The 17,905-nt window shown below is 71.2% G+C and carries 13 protein-coding genes; 8 read left to right on the top strand and 5 right to left on the bottom strand.

Annotation, left to right across the window (positions count from 1 at the left end; genetic code table 11):
- Positions 1-115: 115 nt before the first annotated feature.
- The 7 genes from chvE to ASF96_RS07870 all read left to right on the top strand — a co-directional run bounded on the left by chvE (position 116) and on the right by ASF96_RS07870 (position 8,338).
- On the top strand, positions 116-1,219 hold the full coding sequence (gene chvE, locus ASF96_RS07900) for a multiple monosaccharide ABC transporter substrate-binding protein (RefSeq protein WP_055839925.1): 1,104 nt from the start codon (positions 116-118) through the stop codon (positions 1,217-1,219).
- A 160-nt stretch (positions 1,220-1,379) separates the two neighbouring features.
- Positions 1,380-2,906 (top strand): multiple monosaccharide ABC transporter ATP-binding protein, encoded by a 1,527-nt coding sequence (gene mmsA, locus ASF96_RS07895; protein ID WP_055839923.1) that lies wholly within the window; start codon positions 1,380-1,382, stop codon positions 2,904-2,906.
- 76 nt (positions 2,907-2,982) lie between these two features.
- Entirely contained in the window at positions 2,983-4,158 is a 1,176-nt protein-coding gene (mmsB, locus tag ASF96_RS07890; RefSeq protein ID WP_055839920.1) for a multiple monosaccharide ABC transporter permease, read from the top strand.
- A 74-nt stretch (positions 4,159-4,232) separates the two neighbouring features.
- On the top strand, positions 4,233-5,435 hold the full coding sequence (locus ASF96_RS07885) for a substrate-binding domain-containing protein (RefSeq protein ID WP_055937885.1): 1,203 nt from the start codon (positions 4,233-4,235) through the stop codon (positions 5,433-5,435).
- 64 nt (positions 5,436-5,499) lie between these two features.
- Entirely contained in the window at positions 5,500-6,855 is a 1,356-nt protein-coding gene (locus tag ASF96_RS07880; RefSeq protein WP_055839772.1) for a sensor histidine kinase, read from the top strand.
- The gene (locus tag ASF96_RS07875) at positions 6,843-7,508 is read left to right on the top strand and encodes a response regulator transcription factor (RefSeq protein WP_055839770.1); all 666 of its coding nucleotides are present in this window, start codon (positions 6,843-6,845) and stop codon (positions 7,506-7,508) included. Before ASF96_RS07880 ends, ASF96_RS07875 begins: the two co-directional genes overlap by 13 nt.
- Complete coding sequence (locus ASF96_RS07870; protein WP_055937883.1) at positions 7,505-8,338, top strand: DUF2807 domain-containing protein; 834 nt, start codon at positions 7,505-7,507, stop codon at positions 8,336-8,338. The genes ASF96_RS07875 and ASF96_RS07870 overlap by 4 nt, the downstream gene beginning before the upstream one ends.
- Positions 8,339-8,399: 61 nt before the next feature.
- On the opposite strand, the gene ASF96_RS07865 is transcribed toward ASF96_RS07870, so the two are convergent.
- The gene (locus tag ASF96_RS07865; RefSeq protein ID WP_235560552.1) at positions 8,400-9,188 is read right to left on the bottom strand and encodes a DMT family transporter; all 789 of its coding nucleotides are present in this window, start codon (positions 9,186-9,188) and stop codon (positions 8,400-8,402) included.
- Positions 9,189-9,293: 105 nt separating this feature from the next.
- Between ASF96_RS07865 and ASF96_RS07860 the strand changes: the two genes are divergently transcribed.
- The gene (locus ASF96_RS07860; protein WP_055937877.1) at positions 9,294-9,785 is read left to right on the top strand and encodes a MarR family winged helix-turn-helix transcriptional regulator; all 492 of its coding nucleotides are present in this window, start codon (positions 9,294-9,296) and stop codon (positions 9,783-9,785) included.
- A 50-nt stretch (positions 9,786-9,835) separates the two neighbouring features.
- On the opposite strand, the gene ASF96_RS07855 is transcribed toward ASF96_RS07860, so the two are convergent.
- The 4 genes from ASF96_RS07855 to ASF96_RS07840 all read right to left on the bottom strand — a co-directional run bounded on the left by ASF96_RS07855 (position 9,836) and on the right by ASF96_RS07840 (position 17,878).
- Complete coding sequence (locus ASF96_RS07855) at positions 9,836-14,023, bottom strand: DUF3418 domain-containing protein (RefSeq protein ID WP_055937875.1); 4,188 nt, start codon at positions 14,021-14,023, stop codon at positions 9,836-9,838.
- Between the two features lie 76 nt (positions 14,024-14,099).
- Entirely contained in the window at positions 14,100-15,287 is a 1,188-nt protein-coding gene (locus ASF96_RS07850; RefSeq protein WP_055937872.1) for a glycoside hydrolase family 3 N-terminal domain-containing protein, read from the bottom strand.
- A gap of 31 nt (positions 15,288-15,318) precedes the next feature.
- Positions 15,319-16,557 carry an LCP family protein gene (locus ASF96_RS07845; RefSeq protein WP_055937869.1) on the bottom strand — a complete coding sequence of 413 codons (1,239 nt, stop codon included), beginning with the start codon at positions 16,555-16,557 and terminating at the stop codon, positions 15,319-15,321.
- A 148-nt stretch (positions 16,558-16,705) separates the two neighbouring features.
- A complete protein-coding gene (locus tag ASF96_RS07840; RefSeq protein ID WP_055937866.1) occupies positions 16,706-17,878 on the bottom strand; it encodes an ABC transporter substrate-binding protein in 1,173 nt (390 codons plus the stop codon).
- Between the last annotated feature and the right edge of the window lie 27 nt (positions 17,879-17,905).

The raw sequence follows: 17,905 nt of genomic DNA, 5'->3' as shown, positions 1-17,905 counted from the left end.
TTTCGCCCCGCCGACCGTGCGCCCGACGTGCGTCGTCAGCACTGCCCGCGATGGGCTCCTCGGGAGACATCGCGACAAACACCCAACGGAGGGAACCAGAGTGAAGAAGCACAGCATGCTCAAGGCGATCGCAGGAGCGGGCGTCCTCGCGCTCGGCATCGGCCTGGCCGGTTGCGCGGGCGACCGCACCGGCGCCGGCAGCGGCGACTCGGCAGAAGCCGGCGGCATCATCGGCGTCGCCATGCCGACCCAGCAGTCGGAGCGTTGGATCGCCGACGGCAACAACGTCAAGTCGCAGCTCGAAGAGCTCGGCTACCAGGTCGACCTGCAGTACGCCAACGACGACATCCCCACGCAGGTCTCGCAGATCGAGAACATGATCACCTCGGGCGCCAAGGCGCTCATCGTCGCCTCGATCGACGGCACCACGCTCACCGACGTGCTGCAGCAGGCCAAGGACGCCGACATCCCCGTCATCGCGTACGACCGCCTGATCAACGGCACCGAGAACGTCGACTACTACACGACGTTCGACAACTACAAGGTCGGCGTCCAGCAGGCCACGTCGCTCCTGACCGGCCTCGGCGTGCTCGACGCGTCGGGCGCCGAGACCGGCGCCGCCGGCCCGTTCAACGTGGAGCTGTTCGCCGGGAGCCCCGACGACAACAACGCCACGTACTTCTGGAACGGCGCCATGGACACCCTCAAGCCCTACATGGACAAGGGTGTGCTGACGGTTCCCTCCGGCCAGACCGAGTTCGGCCAGGCGGCCATCCTCCGCTGGCTGCCCGAGACGGCGCAGAAGCGCATGGAGAACATCCTCACCGTCATCGGCGGCACCAAGCTCGACGGCGTGCTCTCGCCCTACGACGGCCTGTCGATCGGCATCATCTCGGCCCTCACCTCGGGCGGCTACGCGGCGAACGCGCTGCCGGTCATCACGGGTCAGGACGCCGAGGCCGGCTCGATCAAGTCGATCATCGCCGGTGAGCAGTACTCGACGATCTTCAAGGACACGCGCGAGCTCGCGAAGCAGGCCGTGACCATGGTCGACGACATCCGCAAGGGCGAGACCCCCGAGGTCAACGACGAGAAGACCTACGACAACGGCAAGAAGGTCGTCCCCTCGTACCTCCTCGAGTCGACGATCGTCACGAAGGACAACTACAAGGAACTCCTGATCGACAGCGGTTACTACACCGAGGCCGACCTGGGTTGATCCCCCGGGAGGGTTCCGACCCTCCCACCCCGCCTCCGCCGCGGCCCGACCGGGTCGCGGCGGAGGCTCCTGCGGGTCGGCGCGCAGCGCCCCCGCCCCATCATCCCGACCGGCCACGAGCCGGTTCTGCAAGGAGGACCTCGTGAGCACCATCCTCGAGATGCGCTCGATCACCAAGGAGTTCCCCGGCGTCATCGCGCTCGCCGACGTGTCGTTGACCGTCGCGCGCGGGACGGTTCACGCCATCTGCGGCGAGAACGGCGCCGGCAAATCGACCCTCATGAAGGTGCTCAGCGGTGTGTACCCCGCGGGCGACTACCGCGGCGAGATCGTCTTCGACGGCAACACCGTCGAGTTCAAGGACATCCGCGACAGCGAGGCCGCCGGCATCGTCATCATCCACCAGGAGCTGGCCCTCAGCCCCTACCTGTCCATCGCCGAGAACATCTTCCTCGGCAACGAGATCACGCACCGCGGTCTCATCGACTGGGATGCCACGAACCGCGAGGCCTCGAAGCTCCTCGCCCGTGTGGGTTTGGGCGACAGCCCTGACGTGCCCGTCAACGAGATCGGTGTCGGCAAGCAGCAGCTCGTCGAGATCGCGAAGGCGCTGTCGAAGGACGTCAAGCTCCTCATCCTCGACGAGCCCACCGCCGCGCTCAACGACGACGACTCCGAGCACCTGCTCGACCTGATCCGTCACCTGCGCGGGCAGGGCATCACCTGCATCATCATCAGCCACAAGCTCAACGAGATCCGCGCGATCGCCGACGAGGTCACGATCATCCGCGACGGTCGCACGATCGAGACGTTGGATGTCGCCACCGGCGGCACGAGCGAGGACCGGATCATCCGCGGGATGGTCGGCCGCGAGCTCGAGAACCGCTACCCCGACCGCGACGTCGAGATCGGCGACGAGGTGCTGCGCATCGAGGACTGGAACGTCAGTCACCCGACCGACGCCAACCGCGTCGTCATCCACGAGGCCAACCTGACGGTGCGCGCCGGCGAGGTCGTCGGGATCGCGGGCTTGATGGGCGCCGGTCGCACGGAGCTGGCGATGAGCGTGTTCGGCAAGAGCTTCGGTTCGCGCATCTCGGGCACCGTCTACATCAACGGCAAGAAGGCCGACACCTCGACGGTTCCCGCCGCCATCCGCAGCGGGCTCGCGTACGTCACGGAAGACCGCAAGGGCGCCGGCCTCAACCTCATCGACACCATCAAGCGCAACATCTCGCTCGCCGGGATGCGCAAGCTGGTCAAGGGCGGGTTCGTGGACGGCGACGAGGAGTACCTGGTCGCGAACCGCTACCGCAAGTCGATGAACATCAAGGCGCCCAGCGTCGACGTGGTGGTCGGAAAGCTCTCCGGCGGCAACCAGCAGAAGGTCGTGCTGTCGCAGTGGCTGTTCTCCGACCCCGAGGTGCTCATCCTCGACGAGCCCACCCGCGGCATCGACGTGGGCGCGAAGTACGAGATCTACACGATCATCAACTCCCTCGCGGCGCAGGGGAAGGGGGTGCTCGTCATCTCTTCGGAGCTGCCCGAGCTCCTCGGCATCTGCGACCGCATCTACACCCTCAGCGAAGGCCACATCACCGGCCAGCTGCCCATCGAAGAGGCCACTCCCGAGGCCCTCATGGTGCTCATGACCAAGGAAAAGGAAGCCGACCATGTCAGCGCTTGACAACACCGTGACCCCCCAGGGTCCCGCCACGCCGAAGGGTCCCGTCGGCGGCGGCACCGGCAGCGGTGCCGGCGGCATGCTGCAGTTCTTCACCTCTCGGCTGCGCGAGATCGGCATCTTCATCGCGCTGATCGTCATCGTCCTGCTGTTCCAGGCGTTGACCGGCGGTCGTCTGCTCACCGCGGGCAACGTGTCGAACATCATCGTCCAGAACAGCTACATCCTGATCCTCGCCATCGGCATGGTGATGATCATCATCGCCGGGCACATCGACCTGTCGGTCGGTTCCGTCGCGGCCTTCGTCGGTGCCGTCTCGGGTGTGCTCATCGTGCAGTGGGGCCTGCCCTGGTGGCTCGGCATCCTGCTGTCGCTGCTCCTGGGTGCCGTGGTCGGCATGTGGCAGGGCTTCTGGGTGGCGTATATCGGCATCCCGGCGTTCATCGTGACGTTGGCGGGCATGCTGCTGTTCCGCGGCCTCACGCAGATGACGCTGGGCAACACGCAGATCACGCCCTTCCCGACCGAGTACCGCCAGCTCGGCGGTGGCTACCTCTTCCCCGACCTGTTCCCGGCCGCCAGCTCGCCCGCCGAGTGGATCACCGTCGCCCTCGGCGTGCTGACCCTGGTCATGTTCGTCGTGTCGCAGGTGCGCCAGCGCGCCAAGCGCGCCGCGCTCGAGCTGCAGAACGAGCCGCAGCTGTGGTTCATCCTCAAGATCGTCGGTGGCGGCGCGCTCATCGCGTACCTGACCTACCTGCTGGGTGTCGCTCCCGGCTCGCGCGGGACCCCGATCGTTCTCGTCGTGCTCGCCGTGCTGGTCATCGGCTACTCGACGGTCATGAGCCGGAGCGTCTTCGGTCGCCACATCTACGCGATCGGCGGCAACCGCACCGCGGCGAAGCTGTCGGGCATCAACACCCGTCGCGTCGACTTCATGCTGTTCGTGAACATGGGCGTGCTCGCGGCCCTCGCCGGCATCGTTTTCACGGGTCGCCTGAACTCGGCCGGCCCCGGCGCCGGAAACCTGTTCGAACTGGATGCCATCGCCGCATCGTTCATCGGTGGTGCCGCCGTCCAGGGTGGTGTCGGCCGCGTGGTCGGCGCGATCGCCGGTGGTCTCGTCATGGGTGTGCTCAACAACGGCATGTCGCTCATGGGTATCTCGACCGACGTGCAGCAGTTCATCAAGGGTCTCGTGCTGCTGCTGGCCGTGGCCTTCGACGTGTGGAACAAGAACCGCACCCGCGGGTGATCCACGCTCGTCCCGGAACGCCCCGTCGCCTCGCGCGACGGGGCGTTTCCCGTGTGTGGGGCAGGATGGAGCGGGTGACCCCCCGCACGCCGCTCCGTGCCGCCGCCGCCCTCATGGCCGTCCTCGCCCTGGCCCTGGCCGGCTGCACGTCCACGACCGCGCGCACCACGGGGACGAGCGACGGTGCCGGGGTGATCGGTATCGCTCTTCCCTCGACCGCCGACGCCGAGTGGATGCGGGCCGGCGACGCCCTGTCCGCGGCTCTGCGCGACCGCGGCTATCGCGTCGACCTGCAGTTCGCGGCCGACGACGCCCGCACGCAGGTCGCTCAGGTGCAGAACATGCGCACGAAGGGTGCGGATGCCGTGATCGTGGCGCCCCTGCCGGGTGACGTCTCCGCGGCGGCGCCCCCGTCCGAGGGGACTGACCCCGTCGTGCTCTTCGGGCGGACCTCCACCGCCTACGCCGTCGCCTTCACCGCGGTCGTCGAGCCGGAGGAGCTGGGTCGCGCGCAGGCCGAGGCTCTGCTCGCGGAGCTGCCCGAGGCGACCCCGGATGCCGGGTCCGACGCCGGGGCGACGATCGAGCCCGACGCCGGCCCCGACCCGGACGAGAGCACCGGGCCCGACGCGGGGACGAGCCCCGACGATTCCGCTCCGGTCGTCGCGCCCGCCCGAGTCGCGGTGCTCGCGGCGACGGCCGACGACGCGTGGGAACGGCGTCGGTACGACGCTGCCGTGGCGACCCTTGCTCCGGCCGCCGCCGACGGGCGTCTCACCCTCGTGGCGGGAGCGACGTGGGACGAGGCGGCGGTCGCCGACGATCCCCTCGACGTCGCCGACGCGGCCGAGGACCGTGCTCGCGCGCTCGGCCGCTCCGACCCGGCCCCCACCGCGCTGCTGGCCCTGGGCGATGCCGTCACACGCGGCGTCGTGACCGCGGTGACCACCGACCCGCCGGCCGACGACGACGCCTCGCCGTCTCCCACCCCCGTTCCCTCGTCGACGGCTGCTCCTGCGCCGGCCCCGCTCGTGGTCGGTTCGGGCGCCGACACCGTCACGGCGCGGGCGCTCCACGACGGCGCGATCGCCGCGACCGTCTTCGCCGACCCGCGGGCCCTGGTACCGGCGACCGTCGATGCGATCGACGCCCTCCTCGCCCGCCGCGCGCCGGAGGCCGGCGTGACGAGCGGGTCGCCCGAGATCCTCCGGACCGACGACGTCGACACCGCCCTGGTCGATACCGGCTGGCTGCGCGCCGACGACCTTTCGGGATAACCCGAACGCGCACGGGGGCTGGCCGGGCGGTGCCCCCGCGGGGCTCACCCCTAGCGTGGAACCCATGACCACGGCATCCGTCCTTCCGCCTCCTCCGCCGGCGCCCTCGGGCACCGACCCCGCCGCGAGCACGACCGCGCCCGCGTCGGCACCCGCGGCCGTCACGGCTGCGCCGACCCCGCCGCGCATCCGCGTCGCCTCTCCCGGCCGGGTGGCCGGTGCCGCCGCGCACCTCGCCGCGCTCGGCCTCATCGGCCCCGCCGTCTTCAGCGCCCTGTTCGGCATGCTGGGCGCCGGTCTCGGACTGCTCGCCGCCCTCTTCGTCGGCGTCATCGTGCTCGTCGCCTTCGTCTACGTCCTCTTCGCCATCGCCTGGTTCGAGCGCGCGCGTCTCGACGGCCTCTACGGCTTCGGGCTGCCGCCGCTGCGTCCGCGGCGGAGCCCCCGCCCCGGATTCGTCGGCGTCCTCGACACGATCTGGCTGCAGGCGAAAGACCCCGGGCAGTGGCGCGCGGTGGCCTCGTTCACCATCGCGACGCTGCTGGGAATCATCACGCTCGCCGTCGCCGGCCTCGCCGCCTGGGGCCTGGCGTTGATGATCAGCCCGATCTTCGGGTGGTCGAACACGCGGCTGCTCGGCTTCGTCCCCCTCGAGGGGGTCGCCGCCCCGCTCGTGGGACTCCTCGTCTTCGTGGCGTCGCTCGCCGCGATCGTCGGCCTGGCGGTGCTGCACGGGGTCATCGCCCGAGCCATCCTCGTCCCCTCCCGCGAGGCACAGCTCGAGGAGCAGGCACGGACGTCCGATACCCGCCGTGCCGGAGCCGTCCGCGCCGCCGAGGTGGAGCGCACGCGCATCGAACGCGACCTGCACGACGGCGTCCAGCCGCGCCTCGTCTCGATCGGCATGACGCTGGGCCTGGCCCAGACCAAGATCGACGACGACCCCGAGGCCGCGAAGGCGCTCGTCGCCGAAGCGCACGCCTCGACCAAGTCGGCCATCACCGAACTGCGCCAGCTCGCCCGCGGCATCCACGCCTCGGTGCTCGACGATCGCGGACTGGATGCCGCCCTCTCGGCGCTCGCCTCGCGCTCGCACATCCCGGTCACCCTCGACGTGCGCCTGTCGCGCCGCTGCAGCCGTCCGGCCGAGGCGGCCGTGTACTTCTCGATCGCCGAGGCGCTGACCAACGCCGCCAAGCACTCCCGGGCGACCGGATGCCGCGTGCACGTGCGCCTGCGCGAAGACGGGACCCTGTGGGCCCGGGTCGAGGACGACGGGCTGGGCGGTGCGCGCATCGTCCCCGGCGGGGGCCTGGACGGCATCGTCAACCGCGTCACCGCCGCCGGCGGCACGGCCCGCATCGACAGCCCCCAGGGCGGTCCGACGACGGTGGAGGTGAACGTACCGTGCGCATCCTGATCTGCGAAGACAGCGTGCTGCTGCGCGAGGGGCTCGTGCGCGTGCTCGCCGACGACGGCCACGAGGTGGTCGCCGCCCTCGCCGACGCCGACGGCCTCGAGGCCGCGGTCGCCGAGACCGCACCCGAACTCTGCATCCTCGACGTGCGGCTGCCGCCGACCTGGACCGACGAGGGCATCCGCGCCGCGATCGCGCTGAGGTCGCGGCATCCGGGACTCCCCGTGCTGGTGCTGTCGCAGTACGTCGAGGAGCAGTACGCCAGTGACCTCATCGCCGACGGGCAGGGGGCGCTCGGCTACCTGCTGAAGGATCGGGTCGCCGACGTGCGGGACTTCCTCGACGCGCTCGTCCGCATCGCCGGCGGGGCGACGGTGCTCGACCCCGAGGTCGTGGGGCAGCTGCTGGCGCGGCGTCGCCGCGACGAGCGGTTGCAGAGCCTCACCGAGCGCGAGCGTTCCGTGCTCGCCCTGATCGCCGAGGGGCGCTCGAACCAGTCGATCGCGCAGGCGCTGTTCGTCTCCGAGGCCAGCGTCGAGAAGTACATCACCGCCATCTTCACCAAGCTCGGCCTCGAGCAGGGCGAGACGGGCAACCGCCGCGTCATCGCCGCCCTCGTCCACCTGGGCCACGACCACACTGGAGCTTCCTCATGACCGTTCAGCCCCCGCTCGATCCCACCCCGCCCGCCCCTCCCCGCCGCCGCGGCGCGGCCCTCGCCGTCTCGATCGCGACCATCGTCGTGGGCGGATGCGTGCTCCTCGGCGCGGTCGTCGGCACGGGCGTGTCTGCGGCGGCGACCTTCCGCGACAGCGGCACCGCCTTCGACGCGGGCGAGACCTCGACGAACGGTCTCACCGACCTCGACGTGGAGGTGGCCGGTGGGGCGCTCACCATCGAGTACGGAGACGTCGCCGACGCCCGGCTCGACACGAACGGGCGCGACTCGAGCGGGTGGACGTTCGAGCGCGACGGCGACACGCTGCGGGTGAGCTCGCCCCGGGCGGGACTCGTCGGATGGGCCGGCGACGCCACCTCGGCCACCCTCACCCTGCCCCGCACGTCGGCGACCACCGATCTCGACGCTCGTATCGACGTGGCCGGCGGTGCGCTCGATCTCGACATCGACCTGGCGTCGCTGACCGTGGAACTGGCCGGAGGCACGGTCGATCTGTCGGGCAGCGCGCGCACCCTCGACGTCTCGGTGGCGGGGGGTGCCGCGTCGACGACGCTCACCGGGGTCGACACCGCGACGTTCGAGGTGGCCGGGGGAAACCTGTCGGCCACCCTCGACGGGGGCGCGCCCGCCCGCACCACGGTGAAGGTCACCGCGGGCTCGGCCGACGTCACCCTGCCCGACGACGCGTACGACGTGACGATCGACGGCGGCCTCGGCAACGTCGACAACCGCCTGCGCACCTCACCGTCGGCGACGTCGGTCGTCGACGTCGAGGCCGAGCTGGGGCAGGTGTCCCTGACGTCCTGAACCGCGTGAGTCGCCGGTATTCGTCGCCCCGCTCGGCTCGCGGGCGACGAACACCGGCGACTCACGTGCGGGTGCGGGCGGGGCGCGAGGCGGCGATGGCGGCCAGCACGAGGACGATCCCGGCGATCTGCGCGACCGCGAGCGACTCGCCACCGACCATGACGCCGAGCAGCACCCCGGTCACGGGATTGAGCAGTCCGATCAGTCCCACCGTGCCGGCGGGCAGGTGACGCAGGCCCGTGAAGTAGCAGACGAAGGCGAGCGCGGTCGCGACGACGGCGATGCCCGCGTAGGCGGCGATCCCCGCGGCATCCACCCGGGGCGGTGCGCCTTCGACCGCGACGGCCGCCACCGTCAGGGCCAGTCCGCCCGCGATCAGCTGCCACGAGGTGGTCGCGAGCAGCGGCACCTCGTCGCTCCAGCGGGTGGCCAGGATGCCGCCGAGCGAGAACACCAGCAGCGCGGTGGCCGAGATCACCACCCCGAGCGCCGGCACCACTCCGGTGCTCCAGCCCACCACGAGCACGACACCCATGACGCCGAGCAGGGTTCCCGCGGCCCAGCGCAGGGTCGGGCGCTGACCGAGCAGGGGCCAGGCGAGACCCGCGAGGGTGAGCGGCGAGAGCGCCATCACCGACGAGGCGATCGAGGAGGGCAGCAGCTGCGCGGCGAGGTAGACGAGGACGAAGAACGCGCCGAAGTTGAGCAGCCCCAGCACCGGCGCCTTCCACCACCAGCTGCCGCGCGGCCGGCGGCGGGCGAGGGCCCACAGCAGCAGACCGGCGGGGAGGGCGCGGAGCGCCGCGCCCCAGAGCGGGGCATCGGCCGGCAGAAGATGTCGCGTGACCACGTAGGTCGCTCCCCAGGCGATGGGGGCGACCGCGGTGACGGCGACGAGACGTCATTTGTCTTCCATGGAAGGCACTATAGCTTCCGCGGAAGATATAGTGGGAGCATGGATGCCGACCACGTCGACCGGATCGTCGAGCAATGGGCCGCCGAACGCCCCGACGTCGACGCCTCACCGATGCAGATCTTCGGGCGCCTCAGCCGCATCACCGATCACCTCGAGGCCGAGTTGCTCGGCGTCTTCCGACGCTTCGGTCTGGGCGAGGGTGAGTTCGACATCCTGGCCGCCCTGCGCCGCGGCGGGGAGCCCTACGCCTGCGCCCCGGGTGAGCTCGCGCGCCACACGATGGTGACCACCGGCGCGGTGACGAAACGCGTCGATCGGCTCCTGGCATCCGGTCTCGTCTCGCGCAGCGCGAGCGACGGCGACGGTCGCGGTCGCGTGGTCTCGCTCACCGCCGAGGGCCGCCGGGTGATCGATGAGGCCGTGGTCGCGCACGCGGCGAACGAGCAGCGCCTGCTCGCGTCGTTGACTCCCGCCCAGCGCCGCGCCCTGGAGTCGCTGCTGCGCGAGTGGGGGAGCGCTCTGGGCGTCTGAGCCCCCGTGCCTCCCGCGCCGCGGGCCGGGCCGGGTCGGGTCGGCGGGGACTAGGACTTCAGGGCTTTGGCGATGCGCTGGGGCGACACGGGCTCGGCCGTGCCGAGGCGCTGGGCGAAGAGGCTCACGCGCAGTTCCTCGAGAAGCCAGCGGGTCTGCACGAGGTTCGCCGGCGCGTCCGCCGGGAGGGGCATGGCACCCCCCGCCTCGACGAAGCCGGCGGCGGTCCGCTCGTACTCGGTCATGCGCTGGCGGTCGCGGCCGGGGTTGTCCGACAGGGTCTTCACCCGGTCGAGAGCACCCGCGAGGTAGCGCGGGTAGTGCTGCAGTCGGGGCAGGCCCGCGCGCGAGAGGAACCCCGAGAACAGCAGGCCCTTCAGCTGCCCCCGCACGTCGTTGAGGGCTCCGAGCAGGGTGATGGACGCGGCATCCTTCATCGCCCGCTCCACCTCGCGCTGGCCGAGCAGGATCTTCGCCGCGAGCGAGACCGTCTGGAACGTGCGGTCCACCGACGCCGCCGAGAACGCGTCGCGCACCCGCTCGAAGTCGGCCCGGGTGCGCACCAGGCCCGAGGGGGCCTCGCGCCGCAGGACGTCGTCGGCCAGGGCCACGCGCGCATCCTCGATCAACGCTTTCGCGTTCTGATACGGGGATGCCGCGAGCGCGAGCTTCTCGTTCGCGGTGAGGTGATCGAGAACGTACGTCGCGGGGGAGGGCACGGCGAGCAGCATCAACCGGCGGATGCCGGCGCGGGTGTTCCGCGCGGCGTCCTCGGGGGTCGCCTCGACGCGGAGCGCCACGCTGTCGCCCTCGTCGACGAGAGCCGGGTAGCCGCGCACGACGCCGCCGGCGACCGGGGTGTCGACGACCTCGGTCAGCTCGTCGAGGTCCCAGGTCGTGAGCTTCGCGCGCGAAGCGAACGCGGGCGAGGCCTCGGCGACGCGCGCCGACGCGCGGGTCGAGGGGCGCGCGATGGTCGACTCGACGCTCGAGCGCGCCTTGTCGGCCAGGCGGCGCTGCAGGGCGCCGAGGTCGCGGTCGCTGCCGATCGCGCGGCCGCGGGTGTCGACCGCGCGGAACGACACCATCAGGTGACCGGGTACGCGCTCGAGCTCGAAGTCGGCGGCGCTCACGCGCTGGTTGGCGACGCGCTGCACGAGCGCGGCGAGCGAGTCGACGAGCGTGGTGCGGGGCAGGCCGTTGGCCTGCTCGGGCCCCTTCTCCGCCAGCTCGGCGCTGAACTTCTCGGCCCAGTCGGCGGCCGGCACGACGTTGCGGCGGATGGTCTTGGGCAGGGCGCGCAGCAGCGCCGTGACGAGCTCGTCGCGCATGCCCGGCACCTGCCAGTCGAAGCCGTCGGGCCGCAGCTGCGCGAGCAACGGCAGGGGGACGACGACCGTCACGCCGTCGTCGGGGGCGCCGGGTTCGAAACGGTAGGCGAGGTTCAGCGTCTGGTCGCCCTGCTGCCACCGGGCGGGGAAAGCCCGGTCATCGCCCTGCGCGCGGTCGCCGGTGAGGTCGGATTCGCGCAGGTCGAGCAGGTGCGGCGTGCGGTTCGAGGCGTCTTTCCACCAGGCCTCGAACGAGCGCACGTCGCTGACGTCGGCGGGGATCCGCGAGTTGTAGAACGCGAAGACCGCTTCGTCGCCGATGAGGATGTCGCGGCGGCGCTCGCGCTCCTCGATCTTCTCGAGCAGGCGGCGTTGTTCCTGGTTGCGACGCAGGAACGCGGTGAGCCGCTTGTCGAGCACCGAGGGGTCCCACTCGCCCTCGACGAGGGCGTGCCGCACGAACATCTCGCGCGCGAGCGGACGATCGAAGCGCGCGAGCTGCACCCGGCGCCGGCCGACGAGCTCGACCCCGAAGAGCGTCACCTTCTCGTAGGCCGCGGCGGCCCCGGCATCCTTCGACCAGTGCGGCTCGCTCAGCGACCGCTTCACCAGGTCGGGGGCGAGTTCCTCCGCCCACGCCGGGTCGACGGCGGCGACCGTGCGCGCGAACAGCCGCGAGGTCTCGACGAGCTCGGCGGCCATGACCGCAGACGGACGCCGCTTCTTCAGCCCGGAGCCCGGGAAGACCGCGAATCGCGCACCGCGCGCGCCGATGTACTCGCCCTTGGTGGGGCGGGTCTCTCCCGGTGCCTTGCGATCCTTGGCCTGCGCGACGGTGCGCGGATCCAGGATGCCGAGATGCGACAGCAGCCCCGACAGGATGGCGCGGTGGATGGCATCGCCGGCGGCGTGGCCCTCGGGGGCGGAGGCGTGCTGCTGGGGGCCGCGGTGCGAACCTCGTCCCGATTCGTGCGAGCCGTGTCCCGAATCATGCGGCCTGGAGGGGTCTGAGACAGCCGAAAGTGGGACGGGGTTCCGCCCGCCGCGCCCGCGCCCGCCCTCACCGCCGCGCCCGCCGTCGTTGGAGCCGCGCTCGCCGCCCAACGATCGCAGCTGCCGGTGCACGTCGACCCACTCGCGCACGCGCACGTAGTTGAGGTGCTCGCTACGGCAGAGGCGTCGGAAGGCGCTCGAGCCGAGCTCGGCCTGCTTCTCCTGCAGGTACTCCCACAGGTTCAGCAGCGAGAGGAAGTCGCTGGTGGGGTCGGTGAAACGTGCGTGGAACCGGTCTGCCTCGTCGCGGCGCTCCTCGGGGCGCTCGCGCACGTCTTGGATCGACATGCCCGACACGATCGCCAGCACCTCGGACTGCACGTCGTTGCGGCGCGCCTCGATGAGCATGCGGGCGAAGCGGGGATCGATCGGCAGGCGCGAGATCTCGCGGCCGATCTCGGTCAGACGGGGCGTTCCCGACTCCCCGCGGGCGGGCAGCTTCACCGCGCCGAGCTCGACGAGCAGGTCGAACGCCGCCTTGACTCCGCGCGAATCGGGCGGGGTCAGGAACGGGAAGGCCTGGATGTCGCCGAAACCGAGCGAGAGCATCTGCAGGATGACGGATGCCAGGGAGGTGCGCAGGATCTCGGGTTCGGTGTACTCCGGACGCCGGGTGAAGTCCTCTTCGGAATACAGGCGGATCGCGATGCCCGGCGACGTGCGTCCCGCGCGGCCCGAACGCTGCTGCGCCGAGGCCTGCGACACGGCCTCGATCGGCAGGCGCTGGATCTTCGAGCGGTTGCTGTAGCGCGAGATGCGCGCGGTGCCGGTGTCGACGACGTACCGGATGCCGGGAACGGTGAGGCTCGTCTCGGCGACGTTGGTGGCCAGGATGACGCGGCGGCGCACACCGGCGACGCTCGAACGCTCGAACACGCGGTGCTGTTCGGCGGCGGAGAGGCGTCCGTACAGCGGCAGCACCTCGGTGGGCGCGGCGTCGTTCCGGTACGCCCCGCGGATGGCATCCGCCGCATCGCGGATCTCGGCCTCGCCGGGGAAGAAGACGAGCACGTCGCCCGACGACTCCCGGTCGAGTTCGCGCAGAGCCGCCACCACGGCTCCGACCTCGTCGATGTCGTCGGCGTCGCGCCCGGGCTTGGCGGCGGGCCGGGCCGAACTCCTGACTTTCTGCGGGCCGGATGCTTCGCGGCGGCGGGATGACGCGGCGTCCGTGCCGTCGGCATCCCCATCCTCAGGAGTTTCGCCCGCACCCTCGACGATCTCGGCCCCACCGGCCGGTCGATAGCGGATCTCGACCGGATACGTGCGGCCCGACACCTCGATCACCGGCGCGAGAACCGGATCGCCGCCGGGCTCGGCCGGGGGAGCGGCGAAGTGGCGCGCGAAGCTCTCGGGGTCGATGGTGGCCGAGGTGACGATGACCTTGAGGTCGGGGCGCTTCGGCAGGATGCGGCGCAGGTACCCGAGCAGGAAGTCGATGTTCAGCGAGCGCTCGTGCGCCTCGTCGACGATGATCGTGTCGTAGCGGCGCAGAAGGCGGTCGCGGTGGATCTCGTTGAGCAGGATGCCGTCGGTCACCAGCGCGACGCGCGTGTCGGCCGACACCTTGTCGGTGAAGCGCACCTTGTACCCGACGGTGGAGCCCAGCGGCACCTGCATCTCTTCGGCGATGCGCTCGGCGATCGTGCGCGCGGCGATGCGGCGGGGCTGCGTGTGCGCGATCGAGGTGCGCCCGAGCTCGAGGCAGATCTTGGGCAGCTGCGTGGTCTTGCCCGAGCCCGTCGCCCCGGCCACGATCACGACCTGGTGGTCGCGGATGGCGCGCGCGATCTCGTCCCGCGCGGCGCTGACGGGCAGCTCGGGCGGGTAGACGATGACGGGTTCGACAGACACAGCCTTCGAGCCTATCGCGGTGTCCGCCGTCGGGTGCCGTGCGTGCCCCCCGATGCGGGCGGAGCGCCGAGACCCGTCAGGGCATCGACGCCTTCTGCGCGAGGATGCGGGAGGCCGCGGCGTCCACCTTGGCCGCGAACGCGCTGTCGGCCTGCGCCCGGGCGAGCACCGCCTGTCGCATCTCGGGGTAGACCGACGAGTCGGCCGACACCAGCAGCAGGTCGATCCCCGCCTCGACGGCGAGGGTCGCCCGGTCGGCCGGCGACCACGCCTGCACCTGCTGGGCGGCCGAGAGGTCGTCGGTCGTCACGACGCCGTCGAACCCCACCGTGTCGCGCAGCACACCCACCACGGTGGGCGAGAAGGCGGCGGGGGCGTTCGGGTCGATCTTGGCGTAGACCGCGGTCGAGAGCATGACCACCGCGGGACCCGCGGGCAGCACCGTCGAGTACACGCCCACGTCGGCGCCGTCGGCGGTGACGAAGTCGTCGGTGACGCCGGCCGTGGTGTCGGTGTTCTCGCCCACGTGACCGAGGCCCGGGAAGTGCTTGAACGTCGGCAGCACGCCGCCGTCGCGCATCCCGTCGGCGAAGGCACCGGCCTTCGCGGCGACGATGGCGCCGTCGTAGCCGTACTCGCGCGCGAGCTCGCCGATCGGGGGATTGGATGCCGCCGTCTCGGGGCTCGTGACGATGTCGGCGACGGGGGCGAGGTTCATGTTCACGCCCGCCTGCGCGAGCTGCGCGCCCCAGGTCGCCGCGTTCGCCCGCAGCGTGGCGTCGTCCTGCCCGCCCTGGTCGACGGCGGAGGGGATCTCGTCGAACCCCGGGCCCGAGAGCACCTGCACGGTCCCGCCCTCCTGATCGGTGGCGACCCACAGCTCGGGGTCGCCCGCGGCGACGGCCGAGGTGAATCCGTCGACGAGCGCGGCGGTCGCCTGCGTTCCGGCATCCGATCGTCCGTGCAGGAAGATCCCGCCGATGTGATCGTCGGTCACGGCGGCGAGGGTGGTCGGATCGGCTCCGTCGACCGAGGTGCCGACCATGAACATCTGACCCACCTTGTCTTCCAGGCTGAGAGCCGCCGCCGGGTCGGGCGTGGCCGTCGGCGTCGGTGTGACCGTCGGCGTCGGCGTCGGTGACGGTGATGCCGTCGGACTCGGCGCCGGAGCCGGTGGCGGCACGCAACCGGTCAACGTCAGGGCGGTGAGCACGAGCAGGACCGCGGAGCGCGAGGCGTTCTTCACCCCCCGATCGTCTCGCATCGAGGACGCCCCCGTCTGCTCCGCCCGGGAATCAGCCGTTTCCGACGGAGCACGTGGACTGGTCGGCCTTCGACCCGCTGACGTTGCCCGGCAGCTCGACGACCTCCGGCGCCGGCGTCGCCGTCGTGGCATCCGGTGCCGGCGTCGTCTCGACGGGTGCCGGCTGCGGCTGCGACGGATCGATCTCGACGCCGCCGTTGGCTCCCGCCTCACCGGTGAGGGCGAGGGGAGCGTTCCGGGCGAGGGCATCCCAGAGCACGGCCGCCGCCGCGTCGTCGGGGATCACGCGGTTGGTGTCGGACGGGTCGTCGACCACGGGGTACTGCACGAAGGTGACGTCGCCGAGGGGCACGTCTTTCAGCGTGTAGCCGAGCTGCGCGAGGCGCAGCGGGTCGGCCAGGCTCTCGCTCGGGGTGATGTTGTCGACGGCGGTGTTGGCCAGGCCGATCAAGGTCGCCGGGTTCGAGAGCACCTCGTCGCTGCGCAGCTTGTTGAGAAGCCGCGAGAGGTACTGCTGCTGGTTGCCGATGCGCGCGAGGTCGCTGCCGTCGCCGATGCCCTTGCGGGTGCGCAGGAACGCCAGGGCGTCGTACCCCTTCACCACGCGCAGCCCGGGCTCCCACGCGATGCCCGCGTCGTAGTCGTCGATGCCGTCGCCGCCGATGCACACCTCGACCCCACCGACGGCGTCGGTGATGTTCACGACGTTGCCGAAGCTGACCTTCGCGGCGAACGGGATCGGCTGGCCCGACAGATCCGACACCGTGTCGGCGACGCAGGTCAGGCCGCCCGCTTCGTACGCGGTGTTGATCGAGGCCTTCCACACGCCCGACGAGACCGAGCCGTCTTCGCGCGTGCAGTCCGGGATCGCGACCTGCAGGTCGCGGGGGAACGACACCACCGTCACGCGCCGCGGGTTCGTCGAGACGTGCACGAGCAGGTTGACGTCGTTGCGGTTGCCCTCGGCGCCGGGGTCGGTGCAGCGCTCGCCGAAGGCGTCTTTGACCTGATCGTCGCACTCGTCGGTGCCCACGACCAGGAGCGAGAACGGCTCGTCGTAGGTGCTGAGCGACGGAGCCTGAGAGGGCGCGTCGTTGAGGGGCACCGCGGCATCCTGAAGCCTCTGCGACAGCGACCACGCCGTGTAGCCGCCCACGACCAGCGCGGCCAGGACGACGACGGCGACCGTGAGGGCGATGATTCTGATCCACCGCCGACGAGGCGATGCCGGGCGGACCCGCGAGCGCTGGGCGGGGGGCGAGCTCTGCATCGGGTCAGTCAACCACGCTGACCCGCGCCCACCTGTGCGCGGCGCGTCGGGGCGAACCCGTGAGAACGGCCCGGCCGCGGGCGGGGCCGCACGCCGTCACGCACGCCGACGGGGCGACCGGTGACCCGGCCGCCCCGTCGGTGGGGTCCTACTGACCGCCCTCGGTGAGCGTCACCTCGATCGGCGTGTAGTCGCCGTCGACGGTGACACCCTCGTCCTTCAGCTCCGACAGGGCCGCCTCGATGTACTCGTTGGAGTGGGCCGTGTCGGCGGGCTCGGTGGTGATGAGGTTCAGACCGTCCTGGTTGACGGCCTTCATCGCTCCGGCGACCGTCTTGTCCCAGGCTGCGGTGTCGATCATGCCGAAGTCGCCGCCGGTCCAGATGAGCTTGTTGACCTCGTTCATCTGCCACAGCTGGTGGGTGGGGCCCACGGGGAACGCGTCGACGCCCGGCGCTGTCGCTGCCGCGTACGTGATGTCCGCGGCCTCGGTGGGGTTGTCGCGGGCGTACACCCAGCCCTTGACGACGGCCTTGAGGAAGCGCTTCGCGGCGTCGGCGTAGGCGGGGTCGTCGGCCAGTCGCTGCGTGTCGGCCCAGAGGGCATCCTGCAGCATGGCCCCGGCGGTGTCCTCGTACGAGATCACGTCGATGTCGTCCATCGTGTAGAGCTTCCCGGTGGCGGGGTTGACCGTCTCGAGCAGCTGTGCGAGCTCGTTGTAGGTCATCGCCTGGGCGGCATCCACGTCTTTGTCGAGCAGGGCGTTCATCGAGAAGTCCTGCGTCGTGATCTGCACGGTCGAGGCGTCGAGGCCCTTGTCGGCCATCGCGGCGAAGATCTCCCACTCGTTGCCGAAGCCCCACGAGCCGATGCGCTTGCCCTCGAAGTCGTCGACGCTCGTGATGCCCGAGCCCTTCCACGACACCTGGGTGGTTCCCGACTTCTGGAACACCTGCGCGATGTCGGTGAGTTCGACCCCCTGGTTCTCCATCGTGCCGAGCACCTTCGGCACCCAGGCGACGGCGAAGTCGACATCGCCCGCGACGAGCGCGTCCTGCGGCACGATGTCGCCGCCCGAGGGCAGCACCTCGACGTCGTCGAAGCCTTCCTCCTGGAAGTAGCCCTGGTCGAGGGCGACGTAGTAGCCCGCGAACTGCGCCTGCGGCAGCCACTGCAGCTGCAGCTTCACCGAGGTCAGGGGCGTGAAGTCGCCCTCGGATGCCGCGGGTTCGGAGCCTCCGCCCGAACAGGCCGACAGTGTGAGGGCCGCGACGGCGACCCCGGCGACCGCGCCGAGGGCGCGACGGGTGCTGTGTCTCATGGATGGTCCTTCCGGTTCGGGTGGAGC

Source organism: Microbacterium sp. Leaf179, assembly GCF_001423785.1.
Taxonomy (GTDB): Bacteria; Actinomycetota; Actinomycetes; order Actinomycetales; family Microbacteriaceae; genus Microbacterium.
Note: the sequence above shows the minus strand (reverse complement) of the source record. Positions and strands in the feature narration are given on the sequence as shown.

Coding starts and splice junctions, on each gene's coding strand:
- chvE (WP_055839925.1), top strand. CDS start 116: ATGCTCAAGGCGATCGCAGGAGCGGGCGTCCTCGCGCTCGGCATCGGC.
- ASF96_RS07845 (WP_055937869.1), bottom strand. CDS start 16,557: ATGCAGAGCTCGCCCCCCGCCCAGCGCTCGCGGGTCCGCCCGGCATCG.
- mmsB (WP_055839920.1), top strand. CDS start 2,983: ATGCTGCAGTTCTTCACCTCTCGGCTGCGCGAGATCGGCATCTTCATC.
- ASF96_RS07870 (WP_055937883.1), top strand. CDS start 7,505: ATGACCGTTCAGCCCCCGCTCGATCCCACCCCGCCCGCCCCTCCCCGC.
- ASF96_RS07850 (WP_055937872.1), bottom strand. CDS start 15,287: ATGCGAGACGATCGGGGGGTGAAGAACGCCTCGCGCTCCGCGGTCCTG.
- ASF96_RS07880 (WP_055839772.1), top strand. CDS start 5,500: ATGACCACGGCATCCGTCCTTCCGCCTCCTCCGCCGGCGCCCTCGGGC.
- ASF96_RS07840 (WP_055937866.1), bottom strand. CDS start 17,878: ATGAGACACAGCACCCGTCGCGCCCTCGGCGCGGTCGCCGGGGTCGCC.
- ASF96_RS07860 (WP_055937877.1), top strand. CDS start 9,294: ATGGATGCCGACCACGTCGACCGGATCGTCGAGCAATGGGCCGCCGAA.
- mmsA (WP_055839923.1), top strand. CDS start 1,380: ATGCGCTCGATCACCAAGGAGTTCCCCGGCGTCATCGCGCTCGCCGAC.